Source organism: Micromonospora sp. DT228 (assembly GCF_049841595.1).
Taxonomy (GTDB): domain Bacteria; phylum Actinomycetota; class Actinomycetes; order Mycobacteriales; family Micromonosporaceae; genus Micromonospora.
Genome location: NZ_JBNCKO010000005.1, coordinates 358,675 through 378,954, shown reverse-complemented (window position 1 = coordinate 378,954; position 20,280 = coordinate 358,675). Strand labels below are relative to the sequence as shown.

Below are 20,280 nucleotides of genomic sequence, written 5' to 3'. Positions count from 1 at the left end.
CACAGCCATGCGCATCGTGATCGCCGACGACGCCGTCCTGCTCCGGGAGGGGCTGGTCCGGCTGCTGACCGAGAGTGGGCACCAGGTGGTGGCCGCCGTCGGGGACGGCGACGCGCTCGTCAAGGCGGTGGTGGAGCACCAACCGGACGTGTCGATCGTCGACGTCCGGATGCCGCCGTCGCACACCGACGAGGGACTCCGGGCGGCGGTGGAGGCACGCCGGCTGGTGCCGCGTACCCCGATCCTGGTGCTCTCCCAGTACGTCGAGGTCTCGTACGCCGATGATCTGTTGGCTACCACCGGCGGCGCCGGCGGCGGCATCGGCTACCTGCTCAAGGACCGGGTCGCCGCGATCGAGGAGTTCCTGGACGCGCTGCGCCGGGTGGCGGCCGGCGGCACGGTGCTCGACCCGGAGGTGGTCGGCCAGCTCTTCGCCCGACGCCGCCGCGACGACCCGCTGCGCGAGCTGACCCCCCGCGAGCGTGAGGTGCTCGCCCTGATGGCCGAGGGACGCTCGAACACGGCCATCGCCCGTGCCCTGGTGGTCAGCGACGGCGCGGTCGAGAAGCACGTGCGCAACATCTTCACCAAGCTCACCCTCCCGCCGGACACCGAGCAGCACCGGCGGGTGCTGGCCGTCCTCACCTACCTGCGGAACTGACCTCCCGCGCCAGGTCGACCGCGTCGGTGAGGGTGTCGGCCACCGGGTGACCGGAAGCGCGCAACCGGGCCGGGTCGGTGAACCCGCCGGTGTAGAGCACCGCACGGCCGCCCACCGCGAGCGCGGCGTCCGCGTCGTCGATGGAGTCCCCGATCAGCACCACCGAGGCGCCGTCCACGCCCAGCTCCGCCAGGTGCGACCGGAGCGACTCGGCCTTGCGGCCGCCGCCGACCGTGGCCCGCAGCCCGTCGACCCGGGTGAAGTGGCCGGTCAACCCGTACGTGTGCACGGTCGGCACCAGCTCCTCGTGGAACCACATGGAGAGCAGACTCTGGCTGCCCGGCCAGGCGGCCATCGCGGCGCGCGCGTCGGCCGCCAGCTCACAGGTGGTCAAACCGGTGCGGTACGCGTCGTGGAAGATCTTGTCCAGTCGGCCGAACTCGTCGTCGTCGACGGCCTGCCCGAGCACCTCGGCGTAGTACTCGGCGATCGGCCGACGGAACCGCACCCGGTGCTCAGCCAGGCTGACCGTCGGCCCACCAAGGCTCGTGAACACGACGTTCGTGGCGGACACCACCAGGCTGAGGTCGTTGAGCAGGGTGCCGTTCCAGTCCCAGACGAGGTGCGGCGGCGCGGAGGTCATCAGAGCACCATAGGCACTCCTCAGAGCTGTGGCGTGGTCAGGTCCCGCAGCAACCGGTCCTCCTCGACTCGCCAGTAGCCGTGCTCCTTGCCGTCGAGCAGCACCACCGGCAGTCGGTCTCCGTACTCCCTCTCCAGCCCCTCGTCGTCGGTGACGTCCCACTCGACCCACTTGTCGCCGGTGACCGCCACCACCCGGTCGAGTGCCGCCTTGGCGTCGTCGCACAGGTGGCAGCCGGGTCGGGTGATCAGGGCGAGCCGGGCGTCACTGGACATCGCTTACCTCCGTCTGGGGTTTCGGCGCTCGCCGGCAGGTCGGTCGGCATGGGCACCGGTCGCGCCGACGCCGCCACCACGTACGCCCGCACAGTCTCGCCGGTTCGCGGATGCGGCACACCCGGTACCGCCGACTCGGTCTGCGCGGTGATCAAGTCTGGCACAGCGGCCGGCGACCGGCCACGACCGGCGGTCGGGACAGGTGCTCGGACCGCGCGACCGCAGCGTCCCGTCTACGGGACTGTCCGATGTGCCATCGGCGATCCGATCAAGTCCCGCCGATGGGATGGGCGGCGTCGTCCGCAGACGTTTCGGCCACGCTCGCACGGCCACCCGCGGCGATCGGGTCAACCGAACGGGCGACCGGCCGCGACCAGGGCATCCACCGAGGAACACCGGGTCGACGGAAAGTCAATCGCACACGACGGACAACCGGTCCGGCAGTGGTCGAACGGAGCGGGAAATACTTCCGCCTTGTGTAACGGACTTGCCACGCGCGGGTGACGTTGGCCCTATTATCACTCGGGTCGGCTCACCCCTTTTGCCGTGAGTCGACACCCCTCAGCCCGAGGAGGCCCCCGTGCCTGTTAGCGCATTGGACCAGCACCTCCAGGGGATTTGCCGCCCATCGGCAACCCCCGCGACCGTCCTGCCCGACCGGCTGCCCGGTCGGTCCGCCCCGACAACGCACAGACCGGCCCATCCGGCGACCGACGGGACGGGGGCAACTCGATGACCACCTTCGGTTACGCGGAACGCCCGGTCGGCCTGACCGGCCAGCCGGCACGCTCACACGTCAACGAGAGACCGACGGCCCGTGCCCCGCTGGACGAACCACACGGCGCCGCCGTGCGGGGCGACGGCTCGACCCAACGCACCCGCAGCCGGCCACACCACAACGAGCCGCCGCCGCGGCCCGTGGTGCCCGGCGGAAACGCGCGGCCAACCGGCGGCCGGGTCGCCGTGCCACCCCGACCGACAATGCCGGCGCAGGGTCGACGGGTCAGCGACACACCGACGGTGACCACCGATCCGGCGGCGGGCGAGACGGCGGTGATCCCGGTGGTGCCGGCCACCACCGCCACCACCCCGACCGGCTTCCCGAGCCGCCCGGACCCGTCCGACCCGGCCACCGAGGTCTGGACGCTCATCGAGCGTGCCCAGGCCGGCGAGTCCGAGGCGTTCGGTCTGATCTACGACCGGTACGTGGACACCGTGTTCCGGTTCATCTACTTCCGGGTCGGCAACCGCCAACTCGCCGAGGATCTCACCTCGGACACCTTCCTGCGTGCGCTCAAGCGGATCGGCAGCTTCACCTGGCAGGGCCGCGACCTCGGCGCCTGGCTGGTGACGATCGCCCGCAACCTGGTCGCGGACCACTTCAAGTCGGGCCGGTACCGGCTGGAGGTCACCACGGGTGACGTGCTCGACGCCGATCGGGAGGACCGGGGGCCGGAGGGCAGCCCGGAGGCGGCGGTGGTGGAACACATCACGAACGTCGCGCTCCTCACGGCCGTCAAGCAGCTCAACCCGGAGCAGCAGGAGTGCATAGTGCTCCGCTTCCTCCAGGGCTTCTCGGTCGCCGAGACGGCCCGCGCGATGGGCAAGAACGAGGGTGCCATCAAGGCCCTCCAGTACCGCGCCGTACGCGCCCTGGCCCGGCTGCTTCCGGACGGCTTTCAGCCGTAGATTGTGGCGGCGGGACCGATGGACGTCGATCGACGTCCGTGCAGCTCAGGGTCGGTCCCGCCCGGTGACGACGATCACTTTCTGTAATTTCCGCCCCGCCAGGCCCGTAACCCGTGCCCGGTCCGCCGCGTTTCTCCGGGTGCGACCGGTGGTTGTCCCGGCAGGCCGGGGCACCGAGGTCCGACCGGCAAGCCGGCGGCGCCTCACCTCCGTGGTGTCACACTGCCGCCCGGTCCCCGGCAATGACGGCGGCCGACCGGCCGTGACCAGGGAGAGGAGGTGCCTGCGGTGGACGACATCCTCTTCTCCCGCCGGCGCGCCGAGCGCTTCGCGCAGCTTCTCGACGAGGCCAACGGCGCTCGGCGACACCACGTGCGAGCCCGGGTGGACAGTCAGCTCGCGCCCCTCGTCGCGGTGGGCCAACGGATCAGGACCGACCCCCCGGCTGTCGAGGTGGACCAGGACTTCCGGACCGGTCTACGGGCGATGCTGCTCGCCACCGCCGAACGGGAAGGGCTCGGCACCGCGCCGGCGACCGGCGAACCTGCCGCCACGCGTCCGGCCACGACCGTCCGGGGGCGGCTGCTGCCGGCGGTCACCGCCCGGCGAGCCCGAGCCCGGGGCGCGATCCTGGTCGGCATCGCCGCCGGTGCCATCGCCGTCTCCGGCATCTCCGCCGCCAGCGAGAACGCGGTACCCGGCGACGCGCTGTACGGCATGAAGCGCTCGACCGAACGGGCCCAGCTCGCCCTGGCCAGCTCCGACATCAGCCGCGGTCAACTCTTCCTGGACTTCGCCCGGACCAGACTCGGCGAGGCCTCCAAGCTGCGCGGCGACCGGATCGGCTACAGCGCCGTCCTCGACGACATGGACGCGGACACCCGGCAGGGTGTCCGCCTGCTGACCACCGCGGCGGCGCAGCGGGCGGAGCCGGGCAGCCTGGACACGCTCAACACGTTCGTCACCAGCCAACGCCGGGCGGTCAGCGGTCTGCTCGACGGGAGCACCCGCGTCGACCGGGAACGGACCCAGCGGTCCTTGCGCCTACTGGACAGCATCCGGGAACGCTCCGACACGCTGCGCGCGGCGATCGCCTGCGGCCTGCCGGCCCCGACCGCAAGCGACACCCTCGGCCCGCACCCGAGCGCCTGCCCCGGGGCTCGCTGACCTCCCCACCCCCTATACCGCACATCCGACCGGCCTCGCCACAGTTCGTTCTGTGCCCGGCCGGTCGGCCGTGCGCGGCGGCTACCCTCGCTAGGGCGTCTGTCAGAAGCCCCGGCCAGGGGTTGTGACACGCCCTGGGGCATCCGTCGTTACTGGTGAGGAAGGGAGTCGAGTGGCGCGCAGCCGTAAGGTGACGGTCAGCACCGACGCCCACGGGCACACCGCGGGCTGGGCCGAGACCGACCTGACCCCGGCCATCACCCCCGCACCGGACCCGACCGCTGCGGCCTTCTTCGACGTGGACAACACGATGATGCAGGGCGCGTCGATCTACTGGTTCGCCCGTGGGCTCGCCTCCCGCAACTACTTCACCACCGCCGACCTGGCCCGCTTCGCCTGGCAGCAACTGCGGTTCCGGCTGTTGGCCAGGGAGCACGCCGGCGACATGTCCCTGGCCAAGGAGGCCGCGCTGGCCTTCGTCGAGGGCTGGCGGGTCGACGACGTGGAGCACCTCGCGGAGGAGATCTTCGACGAGACGATGGCTCCCCGGATCTGGGCCGGCACCCACCAACTCGCGCAACGGCACCTGGCGGCCGGCCAGCGGGTCTGGCTGGTCAGCGCCGCCCCGGTGGAGATCGGCCGGGTGATCGCCGCCCGGCTCGGCCTGACCGGTGCCATCGGCACGGTGGCCGAGGTGGTGGACGGGGCGTACACCGGGCGGTTGGTGGGTGACCTGATGCACGGGCCGGCGAAGGCCGAGGCGGTCACCCAGCTCGCCGCCGTGGAAGGGCTCGACCTGATCCGCTGCGCGGCGTACAGCGACTCGGCCAACGACCTGCCGCTACTCTCCGCCGTGGGCCGGGCGGTGGCGGTCAACCCGGACGGCGCCCTGCTGCGGCAGGCACGCCAGCACGGCTGGGAGGTACGGGACTTCCGCACCGGACGCCGGGCGGTCAAGATCGCCGTACCGTCGACGGCGGCGGCCGGACTGGTCGTCGGCGCGGTCACCGCCGGCCTGGCCCTGCAGCGCCGCCGCCGCGCAGGCTGAGAAACCTCAGGGACCGAACGGGTCCGGCCGTCGCTCCAGCAGTGTGTGCAGGGTCTGCTGGATGGTCTCCCGCACCTGGTCGGCGAGGTTGAAGACCACAAGCGGGTCGTCCGCCGAGTCGGTCAGGTGCGCGGTCGGGATCGGCGGACAGAACTCGATCAGCCACTTGCTCGGCAGCGGCACCATGCCCAGCGGCCCGAGCCACGGGAAGGTCGGCGTGACCGGGAAGTAGGGCAGCTTGAGCAGCCGCGCCAGGGGCTTGATGTCGGCGAGCATCGGGTAGATCTCCTCGCCGCCGACGATGGCGACCGGCACGATCGGGGTGCCGGTGCGCAGCGCCGCCGAGACGAAACCGCCCCGACCGAACCGTTGCAGCTTGTACCTGTCGGCGTAGAGCTTGCCGATCCCCTTGAAACCCTCGGGGAACACCCCGACCAGGTCGCCGCCGCCGAGCAGCCGCTCGGCGTCCGGGTTGCAGGCCACCGTGCCACCGGTCTTGCGGGCCAACTCGGACACCACAGGCATCCGGAAGACCAGGTCGGCGCCGAGCAGCCGAAGGTAGCGGTGGGCCGGATGCTTGTCGTGCAGCGCCGCCGAGAGGATCAACGCGTCCAGCGCCACAGTCCCCGAGTGGTTGCCGACCACCAGGGCGGGTCCGTCGACGGGCACGTGCTCGATGCCACTGACCTCGGTGCGGAACCAGTCCCGGTAGAGCAGCCGCAGCAGGGGGTGGAAGACCGCGTCGGTCAACTCCGAGTCGAAGCCGAACTCGTCGACCTCGTAGTCGCCGGAGAGGCGCCGCCGCAGGAAGGCCAGGCCGTTCGCGACCTTGCGGTCCCAGTGGTCCCCCGGCCGGTCCCGCACCGCCGGCTCGGTGCCGCCCGAAGCCGGAGAGTCGGCCGGCGTCGGGGTTGGGGTCGGCGCGACCTGGGCGGCCGGTCGATGTCCGTTACGCCGCGCCGGCTCCACGTCCATCGCGGGCGGCCGCGGTACGTCGAAACGCCCGATCCCCTGCGGCTCGCGCCCCTCCCCCGGCCCACTCCTCGCGCTCACGACGCCACCCTGGTTCGCGACTGCGGGGCTCGCAAAACCGGCTCACTCCTCGCGCTCACGACGACCGCTCCCGAACCGCGGAGCGGACCTGCCGGATGCCGTCCAGGACGAGTTGCTCGGCGACGGCCAACTGACCTCGGGTGACGACCACCCCGCCCTGGTGGGCGCGGATGAAGTCCTCGAACGCCTTGGCGGTGGAGCGGGGCGTGAAGCCGTACTCCTGCTCAAGCCGGCTGGTGTCGACCACCCGGCCGTGCACGAAGAGGTCGACCTGGTCCAGGCCGTAACGGCCGAAGCCCATGCTGCGGGCCAGCGCGGCGGCACCGGAGAGACCCGGTTCCAACACCGGTACGGCAACCCGACCGGCCCGCCGGATCGCCTGCGACAGCGACAGCACCCCCGGACCGGCGACGTTGTAGGTGCCGGGATGGTCCTCCACGATCGACAGGTGCAGCACCTCCAACGCGTCGTCGAAGTGCAGGAACTGCAACCGAGGATCACGGCCGAAGACGGTCGGCACGAACGGCTGAGCGAAGTAGCGGGTCAACGTGGTGTCGGCGGTCGAGCCGATGAACGGGGCGAAGCGCAGCACCGTCGCGGTGACGTCGGACCGGCGGCGCCGGAAGCCACGGACGTACCCCTCAAGGTCGAGAATGTCGCGGCCGAAACCGCCGCGCGGCACCTCGCGGGGCTCGGTCTCCTCGGTGAAGACCGCCGGATCCCGGAACGACACCCCGTACGCGGCCGTCGACGAGCGGACCACGAGCTTGCGCAGCCGGGGTGCCCGTTGGCAGGCGGCGAGGAGCTGCATGGTGCCGATGACGTTCTGGTCCTTCATCGCGGACCGGCCACCGTGCTGCGGGTCGGGAGAGCTGACCAGGGCGAGGTGCACGACGGCGTCGACGTCCAGGTCGGCGAGGAGGCCACCGAGCGAGCCCGGGTCGACGCGGATCCGCTCGACCCGGTCCAGCAGGTCGCTGAACTCGGTGCCGGAGTCCGGTGCGTCGACGCCGATGACCCGCTCGATACGCGGGTCGGCGGCCAGTCGGGCCGCCACGTGTGCACCGAGGTAGCGGCCTACCCCGGTGACGAGGACGACCCCCGGAGCACCTGAGGTGCCACCGGGGGTCATCTGACGCACCTACCCCGGCAGGATGGACCGAGCCGGGACGACCACGGCCTGATCACCTGAGCCTCCGGGGGTCGACAGTTTGGCAAGTGCCGCCGAACGCCGGGCACGGAGCCCGGCGGCGATCACTTGCCGAGACGGCGACGCTGGACGCGGGTCTTACGCAGCAGCTTGCGGTGCTTCTTCTTAGCCATGCGCTTACGGCGCTTCTTGACCACCGAGCCCATACGACAGCCTTTCGATACAACGTGCGGGGCGGACCGGATGACACCACGCAGGTGGCGACGGCGACCGCTTGCGGACAACGGACCGGACCAGTCTGGGCGGCGGGGCGCACCGGTGGGGTCTCGGTCGGGCTCCAGGGTAGCCGGAGCGCCTCAGCCGGACCAACGCGCCCCCGTCGATGCCGGTTGGACGGCACCTGGGAAGCCGAACGACGACTCAGGCGGTCTCTTGGAAAGCGCCCCGGAGATATTCGTGCACCGCGTGCTCGGGCACCCGGAACGACCTGCCGACCCGGACGGCGGTGAGCTCACCGCTGTGCACCAGGCGATAGACAGTCATCTTCGAGACCCGCATGACCGTCGCCACCTCCGCGACGGTCAGGAACCTGACCTCCGACAGCCGCCCCTCGGACTGTGACCCGGCCATGGCTCACCAACCCATCCCATGCCCGGCGCGTGCCAACCCGACGGATGCTCCGGGCCGGGCGGCGACGCGCGTGTTACCAGTACGGTAGCGGGGCGGCTGTGACCGGCGCGATCCCTTCGTACAACTGATCATGTTTCTTCTCGCCGTTCACCCGATCCACACTCCCGGAATCTCCCCACCCGCGCCCGGCGTCCGGTTGCTCCGACGCCGCCGTTGCTCCGACGCTGTTCACTCGGCGCGCAGCGCGACCACCGGGTCGAGTCGGCCGGCGCGCTGCGCGGGGACGACCCCGAAGACGATGCCCACCACCGCGGACACCCCGAAGGCGAGCGCCAACGACCACCAGGTGATCGCGGCCGGGATCGGCGACAGCCCGTCGATCAGCAGGGCGGTGCCCACGCCCAGCGCCATCCCGGTCACCCCACCGATCGTGGTGAGCAGCACCGCCTCCAGCAGGAACTGCACACCGATGTCGCGGGGGCGGGCCCCGACGGCCTTGCGCAGCCCGATCTCCCGGGTCCGCTCCCGCACGCTCACCAGCATGATGTTGGAGACCCCGACACCGCCGACGAGCAGGGAGATGCCGGCGATAGCCGCGAGTACGCCGGTGAGAATGCCGAGGATGTCGCCGAGCACACCGAGGATCTGCTGCTGGGTGACCGCGCTGAACTCGGTGTCCGGGTGGCGGCGGTTCAGCTCCGCGACGATCCGTTCGCCCAGCTCGTCGATCCGTTCCCGGTCCGGGGCCTTCACGGCGATGCCGTCCACCCGCTGGGTGCCCCAGAGCCGCTGCGCGGCGGTCACCGGCACGTGCACCTCGTCGTCCCGGTCCACGCCGAGGCTCTGCCCGAGGGGCGCGAAGGTGCCGATCACCCGAAACCGCACCCCGGCCAGCGTCACCTGCTGGCCGAGCGGATCCCGGTCGGGGAAGAGCGTGCGGGCCACCGCGTCGCCGAGCACCGCCACCCGCCGGCTGGTGTCCACGTCGGTGCGGGTGAGATAGCGGCCCCGGGCCAGCGACCGCGTGAACACCGTCGGGGTGGTCTCCAGCACCCCCTGCACGGTGGTGAAATCGGAACGGGCACCGGCCCGCGCGGTCGCTCCGGAGGCGACGGTGACCGCCACCAGGTCGGGGTCGCCAACCACCCGGCTGACGGCGTCGACGTCCTTGAGGGTCAACGGCGAGACGACCGGCGCGTTGCCCACCTCGATCCGGCCGGGGACCACCAGCAGCAGGTTGGAGCCGAGGCCCTCGACCTGCTGTTCGACCTTCTGTTTGGTGCCGGTGCCGATGGCCACCAGCAGGACCACCGAGGCGACCCCGATGATCACCCCGAGCATGGTCAGCGCGCTGCGCAACCGGTTTGCCCGCAGGGCGTCCAGCGCCACCCGCCACGCCTCGGCGACCCTCACGCCGCGCCTCCCGGCCTCTCGACCTCGGGCCGCTCGACCTCGGGCCGCTCGACCTCGGGCCGGTCCGGGTCGGCCTCCCGCGGAAGGCGCCCGGTGGCTCCGGCGGCGCCACCGGAGCCACCGGACGGGTGCCCCGGGCCGCTTCCGGACGCGGACCGGGGCTCCGCGCTGGGAGCGGAGACCAGTGTCGCAGGTCGACAGGTGTCGACGGACGGCGGTCGATCATGAGGGGTGTCGCTGTCCGCCACGACCACTCCGTCGCGCATCGTGATCCGCCGGTGGGCTCGGGCCGCCACCTCCTGGTCGTGGGTGACCATCACCAGCGCCACCCCGGACTCCACGTTCAACTGCTCCAACAGCTCCAGCACCGCCGTGCCCGTGACGCTGTCCAGGTTGCCCGTCGGTTCGTCGGCCAGCAGCACCGTCGGCTCGGTGACAAGCGCGCGGGCGATCGCCACCCGTTGCTGCTCCCCGCCGGACATCTGGTTGGGCCGGTGGTCCAGGCGGTGCCCGAGGCCGACCCGGCCGAGCATCGCCGCCGCCCGCTCCCGACGCTGCCGCGCCGGCACACCCCGGTAGACAAGCGGAAGGGCCACGTTCTCCACCGCCGAGGTACGCGGCAGCAGGTGGAACGCCTGGAAGACGAAACCGATCGTCTCGTTGCGCAGGGCGGCCATCTCCGGCGGCGCGAGAGCGTTGACGTCCCGACCGCCGATCACCAACCGGCCACCGGTCGGCCGGTCCAGCCCGCCGAGGAGATGCATGAGCGTGGACTTGCCCGAGCCGGACGGACCGACCAGGGCCACGTAGTCGCCCGCTCGCACGACGAGCGACACCCCGCGCAACGCCTCGACGGACACCCCGTCCAGTTGGTACGTCCGGGACACCTCCACCGCCTCGATCGCGCGCGGGGCGTCGGTCACCGCACCTCCTGGCCGTCACGCACCTGGTCGGTGCCGCGCACCACGATCCGGTCGCCAGGCTGCACGCCGTTGAGGATCTGCACCAGATCCGACCCCTGGACGCCCACGGTGACCGCCGCCCGACCGGCCCGGCCGTCCCGGACCACCCAGACCGCGTCCCGGCCGTCGGCGGAGAACACCGCCGACGCGGGTACGGTCACCGCGTCAGCGGCCTCACGGACCCGCAGGTGCACTATCGCGTTCATGCCCGGGCGGGGCGTCGGAGCCGGCGCGCCCTCGGCCAGCTTTCCGGCGCCCAGCGCGAGGCGCACCCGGTAGGTCACCCCGCCCTGGGCGGAGTTGGTGGGCAGCACGTCCACCGAGCGGACCGTCGCGTCGTAACTGGCGCCGCTTACCGCGTCCAACTCGACGGTGGCGGTCACGCCGGCCCGGACCAGCAGCACGTCGGTCTCGTCCACCTCGGCGAGCAACCCCAACTGCCCGGTGTCCACAACCGTCAGCACGGGTGTGCCGGCGGTGACCTGGCCGCCGACCGCGACCGCGTCGTCCACCCCGGCGGGCGGCCCGCCCTGGCCGGGCGTCAACACGGACGGGTCGATGCCGCCCGCCTGGGCGCCACCGGCCTGCTCCAACAGCCCCGCGAGGCCACCGCTCGGGCCACCGCCGGCCCGGGTGCCGCCCGGTTGCACGATGCCGGCGATCGGCGCGCGCAGGGTCAGCGCGTCGACTGTCGCCTTCGCCAGGTCGTACGCCTGCTGGGCCTGTAGCCGTTGCGCCGCGGAGAGCGCCCCGACGGCCGAGCTCAGCCCGTTGATCCCCCGCTGCACCGCGCGGACGGCCTGGTCGGCGCTGCGCGCCGCGGCGGCGTACTGCCGCTGCGCGGACGTCACCTGGGTCAGCAGGGCGTCCCGCACCTGCGGGTCGGCGATCTTCTCGGCGGCCTTGCGGGTGGCGTCGAACGCCTCGTCCGCCGCCCTGTCGGTGCCACGTCGACTGCTGGTCAGGTTGCCGGTGGAGACACCCCGACCGGCGCGCTTCGCCGCGTCCAACGCCTCCTTCGCCTGACGCAGCCGCTGCTGGGCCGTGGGCGAGTCGACGACGGCGAGGACCTGACCACTCTTCACCCGCTGTCCGGGTTGGACGCGCAGGCTCCTCAGCGTGCCGTCGGCGGGAGCGGTGAGGGTCGCGGCGGCGCGGGCGGTCACCGTCGCCGGGGCATCGATCAGCTCGCTGACCGGGTTGCGGGCCGCCGACGCCAGCGCGAGGTCGTGGTCGTCGTCGCCGCACGAGGCGGCGGTGGTGAAGGTGAGGACGGCGACGGCGGTCAGGGCGACGAGCAGGCGAGGCCGGATGGTGCTGCCCGGCCGAGGTGACTGAGGGCGGCGCACCCATCGATGGTACGGCGCACCGTCGCGCCACCCGCGAGCACGTCAGGCGGTGGCGGCGCGGACATAGGCGACGCACTCGTCGTGCAGCGTCGACCACTGCTCGCCGAACGCCTCCTCGGCGGCCACGTCGAGGGTCTTGCGCTCGTGCACCACAGCCTTGAAGAAGGCGAGCAACCGCTGCGGCCCGTACCTGTCGACGAGGTGCCGGACGGCCAGGTAGCCGACACCGTAGCTGCCGGCGACCTGCTCGGCGGAGGCGTCGTCGGCGGGGTTGACGCCCGCCAACTTGCCGTCCCACCTGGCCCGGACCAGTTTGCGCACCTCGGCGAGCCCTTCGTACCTGTCGACCGCCTGGCCCCCGGCACCGGCGAACTCGGCCAGCCCCTCCACCAGCCACCAGGTGGTCTTGCCGGGGTAGCCGCGTTCCGGCAGTGAGGCCGCGTGAGTCAACTCGTGTCGGAGCAGGTCGTCGGTGCCGCTGCTGGGAAGCCCGTCGGCGTTGAGCACCACCTCGTGGTGACCGCCGCCCACGGTCACCGCGTAACCGCCGGTCCACCCCGGCCGGTCACCGCCGTACCAGCGCTTCCACTCGGCGCGGCCGGCGTAGAAGATCCGGTAGCGGTCCGGCGGCGGGCCGGCGACCACGTACCCGTCGGCGACCTTGGCCGCCGCCTCGGCCTGGGCCAGCAGGCCGGGCAGCTTGCCGCGCAGCGCCGGAGTGGTGGCGACGATGGTCCGCGTGCCGATCGCCACGGCCAGGTCGCTGACCTCCCACGGCCGGGTGCCGGTCTCCACCGACTTGGATTCCTCCATGGCCACCAACCGGGGCTGGTCGCCGTTCTCCCGCCAGCGGGTGCCGATCAGCACCGGGCTGGGCCGGCAGTTCGGCGCGACGAAGCAGTACTGGAAGCGCACCAGGAGCCGCCACTCCCCCGGCTTGCCGACGATCGGCGCGGGCAGGCCGCTCGGTTCGGCCCGCCAGACGGTCACCTTCAGCTCGCGGAGTGCTGAGAAGCGTCGGCGCAGCTCGGTGTGCACGGCGGGCTCGGCGATCGCGAGGAAGCCGGCGCGGTCGCCGCCGAGCAGCGCCGCGGACTGCCTGTCGAGCTGGGCGGTCATCCGGTCGGTCAGCTCGCGGGCCGCGGCGGTGGCGGGGTCGTCGGCCGTCGAGGCCCCGGCCCGGCTGATCGTGGACCGGGCGCCACCCTCTCGGATCACGCCGACGACGAGCAGCGCCGGCAGGCCGCAGCCCAGCAGCAGGACGACCACCACGAGCACCGTCCACAGCGGCCAGAGCCGCCGTGGTGCTGGCTGCTGCACCCCGTCAGTCACCCGCCGAAGGGTACGACCATCCGCCGGCCGGGGCGAAGCCGCCCCGGCCGATCGGTCCGGTCCGTCGGCCGAACCGGGGGGACTACTTCTTGGAGATCAGGGCGCGGCCGAAGAAGACCAGGTTGGCGGGGCGCTCGGCGAGCCGGCGCATCAGGTAGCCGTACCACTCGTCGCCGTACGGGACGTAGGTGCGCACCGTGTAGCCCTCGCCGGCCAGGCGGGTCTGCTCCTCCGGGCGGATGCCGTAGAGCATCTGGAACTCGAAGCGCTCCGGGCCCCGGTCGAACCAGCGGGCCCGGTCCTCGCCGATCGCGATCATCCGAGGGTCGTGGGTGGCGAGCATCGGGTAGCCGTCGCCGGACATCAGGATGTTCAGGCAGCGGACGTACGACTTGTCGACCTCCCGGGCCGACTGGTACGCCACCGACTCCGGCTCCTTGTACGCGCCCTTGCACAACCGCACCCGCGACCCGGCCGAGGACAGCTCCCGGCAGTCCGACTCGGTCCGGCGCAGGTACGCCTGGAGCACGGCCCCGGTCGACGGGAAGTCCTTGCGCAGCCGGCTGAGGACCTCAAGCGTCGAGTCGGTGGTGGTGTGGTCCTCCATGTCCAGGGTGACGGTGGTGCCCGCCGCGTCCGCCGCCGTGCAGATCGCCCGCGCGTTGTCGTACGCCAACTGCTCGTCGAACATCTGTCCGAGAGCGGAGAGCTTCACGCTCACCTCGGCGGGCGGGGTGAGCCCGGCGTCGCCGAGCATCTTCAGCAACTTCAGGTATTCGTCCCGGGTGGCGATGGCCTGCTCGGGGGTGACGGTGTCCTCACCGAGGTGGTCGAGGGTGACCGCGAGACCGTTGTCGACGAGCTCGCGGGTCGCACGCAACGCGTCGTCGGTGGTGGCGCCGGCGACGAACCGGCGAACGACGTCCCGGGTGTACGGGGCGGTCGCGACGAGCCGCTCGACCTGGGATGACCGGGAGGCGGCGAGGATGACGGAACGGAGCATGAACCGAGCGTATCGCCCCTGCCAGGACCCCCGCCGAGGGGCGGGGAGGGTCGCCCGGACCCGGGGGCGGGGCGGCGGCGGTGGCGCCCATCGGCTACAACGATGCAGTGGACCAACGCCCCCGCCGCCGGCTACGGTCGGCCTCCGTGCAGCTCGGCGCGCTCACCGCTCTCGCGCTCGCCCTCTCCGGCTGCAACATGACCTCTGACGACGACGATGACGACGACTGCGCCCTCGGGCCGGTCGGCGGCGGCGACACGGTCGCGTTGGCGATGCGGGTCCCCGACCCGGCCGCCGGCCGCGCCACCCCGGAGCCGACCACGGCGACCCTGCCCGATCGTGGTGGGTTCGGCACCCACCTCGCGTCCTGCGGCGGCTGAGGTGCGCCGCGAGAAGGTCACGCCCCGACCCGACTGGGACGCCACCATCCGGGCGCAGGGTCTGGTCTACGTCGACACCGAGCTGCCCGACGGCGGGATCATGTCGTACTGGGACGAGACCGGCGCGTACGCCTTCGACCTCGACGAGGTGCTGCGGCTGGAGGAGGCCACCGAGGAGCTGCACCGGATGTCGGTGGCCGCCGCCGAGCACGTGGTGGCCACCCGCCGGTACGCCGAGTTCGGCATCCCGGAGTGGGCGGCCGACGCCGTGGCCCGGTCGCTGCGGGAGGCCCCACCCACCCTCTACGGGCGCTTCGACCTGGCGTACGACGGCACCTGGCCACCGAAGATGCTGGAATACAACGCGGACACCCCCACCGCGCTCGTCGAGGCGAGCATCATCCAGTGGTTCTGGCTGGAGCAGACCCGGCCGGAGCTGGACCAGTGGAACAGCCTGCACGAACGACTGGTCGGCGCCTGGGCCAAGATCGGGGCCGGGCTGCACGACCGACGGGTGCACGTGCTCTGGTCGAACGAGGAGGAGTCGGGCGAGGACCAGGTGACCGCCGGCTACCTCGCCGAGACCGCCCGCCAGGCCGGCCTGGACGTCGAGCTGCTCCCGATCCAGAAGATCGGCTGGGACGGCAGGCGTTTCGTCGACGCCGACGACCGTCCGGTGACCACGTGCTTCAAGCTCTACCCGTGGGAGTGGATGCTGGCCGAGCCGTACGGGCCGGCGGCGCTGGCCCCGGGCACCCCGACCACCTGGATCGAGCCGGCGTGGAAGCTACTGCTGTCCAACAAGGCACTGCTCGCGGTCCTCTGGGAGCTGTACCCCGACCACGAACTGCTCCTTCCGGCCTACCTCGACTCGCCGCGCGGCATGACGGAGTACGTGGCCAAGCCGCTGCTCGGCCGGGAGGGCGGCTCGGTACGCATCGTCACCGCCGACGAGGAGATCACCAATCCGGGGATCTACGGGGACGAGGGCTGGTGCTACCAGGAGTTCCGGGCGTTGCCGCAGTTCGACGGCAACCGGATGGTGCTGGGCAGCTGGATCGTCGACGGTGAGTCGGCCGGCGTGGGCGTGCGGGAGAGCGCGAGTCTGATCACCGACGGCTACGCGAGGTTCCTGCCGCACTACATCGACGCGGCACGCACCCCATGAGTCGTCTACCGTTGGGGCGTGAACTTCGACGCGTACGCCCGGACCGGCGTTGACCTGGTCAACGCCCGCCTGGACGACCTCGACGACCTGCGGGCCCTCTTCCCCGACGAGAACGCCTGGATGCGCGACGAGGTCGCGGACCGGGACGTCGCGATCTTCCGGCGAGCCCAGAAACGGTTGCGCGACGTCTTCGAGTACGGCACCTCGGGGCGGGACGGCCAGGCTGTCACCGAGCTGAACGCGCTGCTCGAGGCCTTCCCGGTGCAGCCGCGCATCTCCGGGCACGACTCCAGCGACTGGCACATGCACGTGACCAGCCGGGGCGCCTCGGTCAGTGCCGAATACCTGGCCGGCGCGGTCTGGGGGTTGTCGGTCTGGCTCTGCGAGTACGGCAGTGCCCGGTTCGGGGTCTGCGCCGACGAGCGGTGCGGCAACGTCTACCTGGACACGTCGTCCAACTGCTGCCGGCGGTTCTGCTCGGAGCGCTGCGCCACCCGCTCGCACGTGGCGGCGCACCGGGCCCGCAAACGGGCGGCGGTCGGTGAACAGGTGCCGGTCGCCGCGCAGCCGACGAGCGCCGTGGACTCGCTCTCACCGGTCAGCTGACACCGCCGCCCGTCGCGGGCGGACGTGGTCAGGCGTCGACCGGGGACGCCGCGGTCAGGTGCTGACGGGCGAACTCCAGCGCGGCACGCAGGTCCGCCTCGCGTACCGCGCGGCTCTTCGCGCCCCGGGTGGCGACCTCCACCGCCACGGCCCCGGTGAAGCCACGCCCGGCCAGCGAGGAGAGCAGCTCACCGCAGGGCTGGGTGCCGCGCCCGGGCACCAGGTGCTCGTCGCGGCCCTCGCCGGTGCCGTCGCCCAGGTGCACGTGCGCCAGCCCGGCGCCCATCCGGTCGGCCATCTCCAGGGGGTCGCTGTGCGAGGCCGCGCAGTGCGACAGATCCAGGGTGTACGACGGGTAGCCGGTGTCGGTGGGATCCCATCCGGGCACGTACGGGACGAACTGCCGACCCGCCATCCGCACCGGGTACATGTTCTCCACCGCGAACCGCAGCCCACTGAACCGGTCCGCGACCGTGGCCAACCCCTCGGTGAAGTTGCGCGCGTAGTCCCGCTGCCAGGTGAACGGCGGGTGCACCACCACCGTCGGCGCCTCGAGCGTCTCGGCCAGCTCGGCGGCCCGGCGCAGCCGCTCCCACGGGTCCGGGCTCCACACCCGCTGGGTGACGAGCAGGCAGGGCGCGTGCACCGAGAGCACGGGCGTGCCGTAGTGCGCGGAGAGGCCGCGCAGCGCGCCCGCGTCCTGGCTGACCACGTCGGTCCAGACCATCACCTCGACCCCGTCGTAGCCGAGTGCCGCGGCCAGTTGGAAGGCCGCCGCGGTCGGCTCGGGAAAGACCGACGAGCTGGACAGGAGCACGGGAACGCGGGAAGTCACATCAGCCAGCGTAGCCCGGCAGCGCTGTCGTCATTGCGACGAGCACCGGCAAACCACCCGAAACCGGCCGCCGGGTCAGATCGGTTCGAGTTGATCGAGTCGACGGAGGATGACGCCCTCGCGCAGCGCCCACGGACAGATGTCCAGCGAGTCCAGATCCAGGCGACGCATCACCGCCTCGGCGACCACGGCACCCGCCAGGAGTTGGTGCGCCCGACCCGCGCTGACCCCTTCCAGCTCCATCAACTGGGCCGGCGGGATGTGCCGGATGAACCCGATGACCTGCCGCAGGCCCGCCCGGGTCAGGCTGCGCCGCACCCACAGCCCGGCGCCGGAGGGGGCCGCCCCGGCCAGTCGGGCCAGGGTCCGGAACGTCTTCGAGGTGGCCACCACGCGGTCCCAACCGACCTGGGTGATCTGGTCGACCACCTTGTCCAGCCGGCCGTCCACGTACTCCCGGAGCTTCTCGACGGCCTCCGCCGACGGCGGGGCCGCGCTGGCCGGGTCGACCCCCAGCCGCTCCCGGGTCAGCCGGCCGGCCCCGAGCGGCAGGGAGATCGCGACGCCCGGGTCCTCGTCGATGCCGGCGGCGATCTCCAACGAGCCGCCACCGATGTCCAGCACCAGCAGCCGCCCCGCCGACCAGCCGAACCACCGCCGGACGGCCAGGAACGTCGACCGCGCCTCGTCCGCGCCGGAGAGCACCGCGAGCCGTACGCCGGTCTCGTCCCGGACCCGGGCCAGCACCTCGGCGGCGTTGGTGGCGTCGCGCACCGCGGACGTGGCGAAGGCGATCAGGTCGTCCGCCGCCAGGCCGGTGGCCGCCGCCTTGGCCATGCCCACGGCCTTGACCAGGCCGTCCGCACCCGCCTCGGTCAGCGCGCCGTCGGGGCCGATCTGCTCGGCCAGCCGGAGCACCACCTTCTCGGAGTGCGCCGGCCACGGGTGCGCGCCGTGGTGCGCGTCCACCACGAGGAGGTGCACCGTGTTGGATCCGACGTCGAGGACACCCAGTCGCATGGTGAAGACCCTAGGTGCAACTGGTTTGCGCGGCTCGCCGGCCTGCGGACGTCACCGCGCGTACGCTGGGCCGGGTGACGATGGAGCTCCGTGTGCTGGTGGACGACCCAGGCGACCCGCGCAGCCGTGAGGTGCCACTGGACTTCCCGCGGGAGTGGATCGAGTTCACCGACCCCGCTGACGAGACGCACCTGATCCGCGCCGACCTGACCTGGCTGCTCTCCCGCTGGACCTGCATCTTCGGCAAGGGCTGTCACGGCATCATCGCCGGCCGGGCCGCCGACGGCTGCTGCTCGCACGGGGCGTTCTTCACCGACTCGGACGACGAGAAGCGGGTCCGCAACGCCGTCAAGCGGCTCACCCCGGCGACGTGGCAGCACTTTCGGCGCGGGTTCAAGAACTGGACCGACGAGGACACCATCGACGGCAAGAACCCGGCCCGCCGCACCGCCACCCAGGGCGCCGACGGTCCCTGCGTGTTCCTCAACGACGCCGACTTCGCCGGCGGCGGTGGCTGCGCTCTGCACGGCCAGGCGTTGCGCGACGGCGTGCACCCGTTGGAATACAAGCCGGATGTCTGCTGGCAGCTGCCGATCCGCCGGGATCAGGACTGGGTCAAGCGGCCGGACAACTCCAAGGTGCTGGTTTCCACCCTCTCCGAGTTCGATCGGCGCGGTTGGGGCGCCGGTGGGCACGACCTGGACTGGTGGTGCACCTCCTCGACGGACGCGCACGTCGGCGCCGAGCCGATGTACCTGTCGTACGCCCCGGAGTTGACCGCGCTCGTCGGCGCTGCCGCGTACGAGCGGCTGGCCGAGCTGTGCGCGGCCCGGACGAAGCAGGGCATGGTCGCCCCACACCCCGCTGACCAGATTTAGCAGATCTGGTAGCAGAGTCGGCGTGGGGATCAGGGACGCCGGCCTCGTCGAGCGCTCGGCGGCGGGTCAGCGTAGGGCGTCGTCGACCAGGGTGCGGGCGCTGCGCCGAGCCGCCTCGGCGATCGCCGGGTCGCCGTCCAGCACACCGCTGGCGAGCCCGCCGTCGAGCAACAGGGTGAGCTGCCGGGCGAGCAGTTCCGGTTCGGCTACGCCGGCCTGCCGGGCCAGCTCGGTCACCCAGGCGCGAACCACTGTCTTGTGCTCGACCGTCCGGGCGTGCACCGGCCCGCCCGCAGGTGACTCGGCGGCGGTGTTGAGAAACGCGCAGCCGTGGTAACCGTCCCGGCGACAGGCACCGACCAGGGCGTCGAACATTCCGACCAACTGGTCGCGCGGCTCGTCGCCGGCGTCCCGGGCCGCCGCCCGCAACGCGCCGAACCATGCCTGGTCAACCCGATCGAGGTACGCCAGCACGAGATCGTCCTTGCGCGGGAAGTGCTTGTAGAGCGTCGCTTTCGCCACGCCGGACTCGGCGATCACCGTGTCCACGCCGACGCCGCGCGGCCCGTGCGCGTAGAACAGCCGGAACGCGGTGTCCAGGATCCGGTCCCGGGCCGAGCCGGCCGGGGTGCGGGGCGCGGGCATCGACACTCCCTCGATCTGCTGGTGGCGGCACAGATCCTACAGACAGTTCCGTCTGCAAATCCCACCGCGTCAACGGCCGGCACCGCCTGGGCATGGCCCGCCTGGCGTCCCACCGCCTCTGGCGCGTCCACTGTCCGGTCCTGGGTGCACCCCCCGCGACACCTGTAGAGCTGCCCCAGATATGGGGCGGACCCTTCAAAGCAGGCGGGCGGGCAGGCAGCGCGGGCAGCGCGGGCAGCGCGGGCAGCACCGGCAGCGCGGGCAGCACCGGCAGCGCGGGCAGCACCGGCAGCACCGGCAGCACCGGCAGCGCGGGCAGCACCGGCAGCGCGGGCAGCACCGGCAGCACCGGCAGCGCGGGCAGCGCGGGCAG

At 72.3% G+C, this 20,280-nt stretch carries 23 protein-coding genes; 9 read left to right on the top strand and 14 right to left on the bottom strand.

Annotation, left to right across the window (positions count from 1 at the left end):
- Positions 1–7: 7 nt before the first annotated feature.
- Positions 8–661: a response regulator transcription factor gene (locus ACLQ29_RS13590; RefSeq protein WP_425771932.1), complete on the top strand. Its 654-nt coding sequence runs from the start codon at positions 8–10 to the stop codon at positions 659–661.
- Here the strand turns inward: ACLQ29_RS13590 and ACLQ29_RS13585 are convergent.
- Complete coding sequence (locus ACLQ29_RS13585; RefSeq protein ID WP_425771931.1) at positions 642–1,304, bottom strand: HAD family hydrolase; 663 nt, start codon at positions 1,302–1,304, stop codon at positions 642–644. The two genes, ACLQ29_RS13590 and ACLQ29_RS13585, sit on opposite strands and share 20 nt — an antisense overlap.
- A gap of 20 nt (positions 1,305–1,324) precedes the next feature.
- Positions 1,325–1,579 carry a glutaredoxin family protein gene (locus ACLQ29_RS13580; RefSeq protein WP_357253871.1) on the bottom strand — a complete coding sequence of 85 codons (255 nt, stop codon included), beginning with the start codon at positions 1,577–1,579 and terminating at the stop codon, positions 1,325–1,327.
- Between the two features lie 732 nt (positions 1,580–2,311).
- On the opposite strand from ACLQ29_RS13580, the gene ACLQ29_RS13575 reads away from it, so the two are divergent.
- From ACLQ29_RS13575 to ACLQ29_RS13565, 3 genes are all read left to right on the top strand, one after another.
- Positions 2,312–3,268 (top strand): ECF subfamily RNA polymerase sigma factor, BldN family, encoded by a 957-nt coding sequence (locus ACLQ29_RS13575; RefSeq protein ID WP_425771930.1) that lies wholly within the window; start codon positions 2,312–2,314, stop codon positions 3,266–3,268.
- Between the two features lie 279 nt (positions 3,269–3,547).
- Positions 3,548–4,435, top strand: a complete 888-nt coding sequence (locus ACLQ29_RS13570; protein WP_425771929.1) for a DUF5667 domain-containing protein — start codon at positions 3,548–3,550, stop codon at positions 4,433–4,435.
- A 172-nt stretch (positions 4,436–4,607) separates the two neighbouring features.
- A complete protein-coding gene (locus ACLQ29_RS13565; RefSeq protein ID WP_425771928.1) occupies positions 4,608–5,483 on the top strand; it encodes an HAD family hydrolase in 876 nt (291 codons plus the stop codon).
- Between the two features lie 6 nt (positions 5,484–5,489).
- On the opposite strand, the gene ACLQ29_RS13560 is transcribed toward ACLQ29_RS13565, so the two are convergent.
- The 9 genes from ACLQ29_RS13560 to ACLQ29_RS13520 form a co-directional block, all read right to left on the bottom strand.
- A complete protein-coding gene (locus ACLQ29_RS13560; protein ID WP_425772043.1) occupies positions 5,490–6,347 on the bottom strand; it encodes a lysophospholipid acyltransferase family protein in 858 nt (285 codons plus the stop codon).
- Positions 6,348–6,591: 244 nt separating this feature from the next.
- Entirely contained in the window at positions 6,592–7,668 is a 1,077-nt protein-coding gene (locus ACLQ29_RS13555; RefSeq protein ID WP_425771927.1) for an NAD-dependent epimerase/dehydratase family protein, read from the bottom strand.
- Between the two features lie 122 nt (positions 7,669–7,790).
- Entirely contained in the window at positions 7,791–7,892 is a 102-nt protein-coding gene (locus ACLQ29_RS13550; RefSeq protein WP_007465623.1) for a 30S ribosomal protein bS22, read from the bottom strand.
- Between the two features lie 214 nt (positions 7,893–8,106).
- Complete coding sequence (locus ACLQ29_RS13545; RefSeq protein WP_425771926.1) at positions 8,107–8,316, bottom strand: helix-turn-helix domain-containing protein; 210 nt, start codon at positions 8,314–8,316, stop codon at positions 8,107–8,109.
- 228 nt (positions 8,317–8,544) lie between these two features.
- Entirely contained in the window at positions 8,545–9,729 is a 1,185-nt protein-coding gene (locus ACLQ29_RS13540) for an ABC transporter permease (protein WP_393369913.1), read from the bottom strand.
- Positions 9,726–10,652 (bottom strand): ABC transporter ATP-binding protein, encoded by a 927-nt coding sequence (locus tag ACLQ29_RS13535; protein ID WP_425771925.1) that lies wholly within the window; start codon positions 10,650–10,652, stop codon positions 9,726–9,728. Before ACLQ29_RS13535 ends, ACLQ29_RS13540 begins: the two co-directional genes overlap by 4 nt.
- The gene (locus ACLQ29_RS13530) at positions 10,649–12,040 is read right to left on the bottom strand and encodes an efflux RND transporter periplasmic adaptor subunit (RefSeq protein WP_425771924.1); all 1,392 of its coding nucleotides are present in this window, start codon (positions 12,038–12,040) and stop codon (positions 10,649–10,651) included. The genes ACLQ29_RS13535 and ACLQ29_RS13530 overlap by 4 nt, the downstream gene beginning before the upstream one ends.
- A 42-nt stretch (positions 12,041–12,082) precedes the next feature.
- A complete protein-coding gene (locus tag ACLQ29_RS13525) occupies positions 12,083–13,372 on the bottom strand; it encodes a hypothetical protein (RefSeq protein WP_425771923.1) in 1,290 nt (429 codons plus the stop codon).
- Between the two features lie 82 nt (positions 13,373–13,454).
- Positions 13,455–14,375, bottom strand: a complete 921-nt coding sequence (locus ACLQ29_RS13520; RefSeq protein WP_425771922.1) for a proline dehydrogenase family protein — start codon at positions 14,373–14,375, stop codon at positions 13,455–13,457.
- Positions 14,376–14,482: 107 nt separating this feature from the next.
- On the opposite strand from ACLQ29_RS13520, the gene ACLQ29_RS13515 reads away from it, so the two are divergent.
- Genes ACLQ29_RS13515 through ACLQ29_RS13505 form a run of 3 tightly spaced genes read left to right on the top strand, consistent with a single transcriptional unit; the run spans position 14,483 to position 16,529 of the window.
- Positions 14,483–14,755: a hypothetical protein gene (locus tag ACLQ29_RS13515; protein ID WP_425771921.1), complete on the top strand. Its 273-nt coding sequence runs from the start codon at positions 14,483–14,485 to the stop codon at positions 14,753–14,755.
- Between the two features lies 1 nt (position 14,756).
- Positions 14,757–15,923 (top strand): glutathionylspermidine synthase family protein, encoded by a 1,167-nt coding sequence (locus tag ACLQ29_RS13510; protein ID WP_425771920.1) that lies wholly within the window; start codon positions 14,757–14,759, stop codon positions 15,921–15,923.
- 18 nt (positions 15,924–15,941) lie between these two features.
- Positions 15,942–16,529 carry a CGNR zinc finger domain-containing protein gene (locus ACLQ29_RS13505; RefSeq protein ID WP_425771919.1) on the top strand — a complete coding sequence of 196 codons (588 nt, stop codon included), beginning with the start codon at positions 15,942–15,944 and terminating at the stop codon, positions 16,527–16,529.
- A gap of 28 nt (positions 16,530–16,557) precedes the next feature.
- On the opposite strand, the gene ACLQ29_RS13500 is transcribed toward ACLQ29_RS13505, so the two are convergent.
- Positions 16,558–17,364 carry a sugar phosphate isomerase/epimerase family protein gene (locus tag ACLQ29_RS13500; RefSeq protein ID WP_425771918.1) on the bottom strand — a complete coding sequence of 269 codons (807 nt, stop codon included), beginning with the start codon at positions 17,362–17,364 and terminating at the stop codon, positions 16,558–16,560.
- Positions 17,365–17,439: 75 nt separating this feature from the next.
- A complete protein-coding gene (locus tag ACLQ29_RS13495; protein WP_425771917.1) occupies positions 17,440–18,384 on the bottom strand; it encodes a Ppx/GppA phosphatase family protein in 945 nt (314 codons plus the stop codon).
- 80 nt (positions 18,385–18,464) lie between these two features.
- Between ACLQ29_RS13495 and ACLQ29_RS13490 the strand changes: the two genes are divergently transcribed.
- Entirely contained in the window at positions 18,465–19,262 is a 798-nt protein-coding gene (locus tag ACLQ29_RS13490; protein ID WP_425772042.1) for a hypothetical protein, read from the top strand.
- 66 nt (positions 19,263–19,328) lie between these two features.
- On the opposite strand, the gene ACLQ29_RS13485 is transcribed toward ACLQ29_RS13490, so the two are convergent.
- Complete coding sequence (locus ACLQ29_RS13485; RefSeq protein WP_425771916.1) at positions 19,329–19,907, bottom strand: TetR/AcrR family transcriptional regulator; 579 nt, start codon at positions 19,905–19,907, stop codon at positions 19,329–19,331.
- Positions 19,908–19,999: 92 nt separating this feature from the next.
- Here ACLQ29_RS13485 and ACLQ29_RS13480 point away from each other — a divergent pair.
- On the top strand, positions 20,000–20,280 hold a 281-nt coding region (locus tag ACLQ29_RS13480), incomplete at its 3' end, for a hypothetical protein (RefSeq protein WP_425771915.1).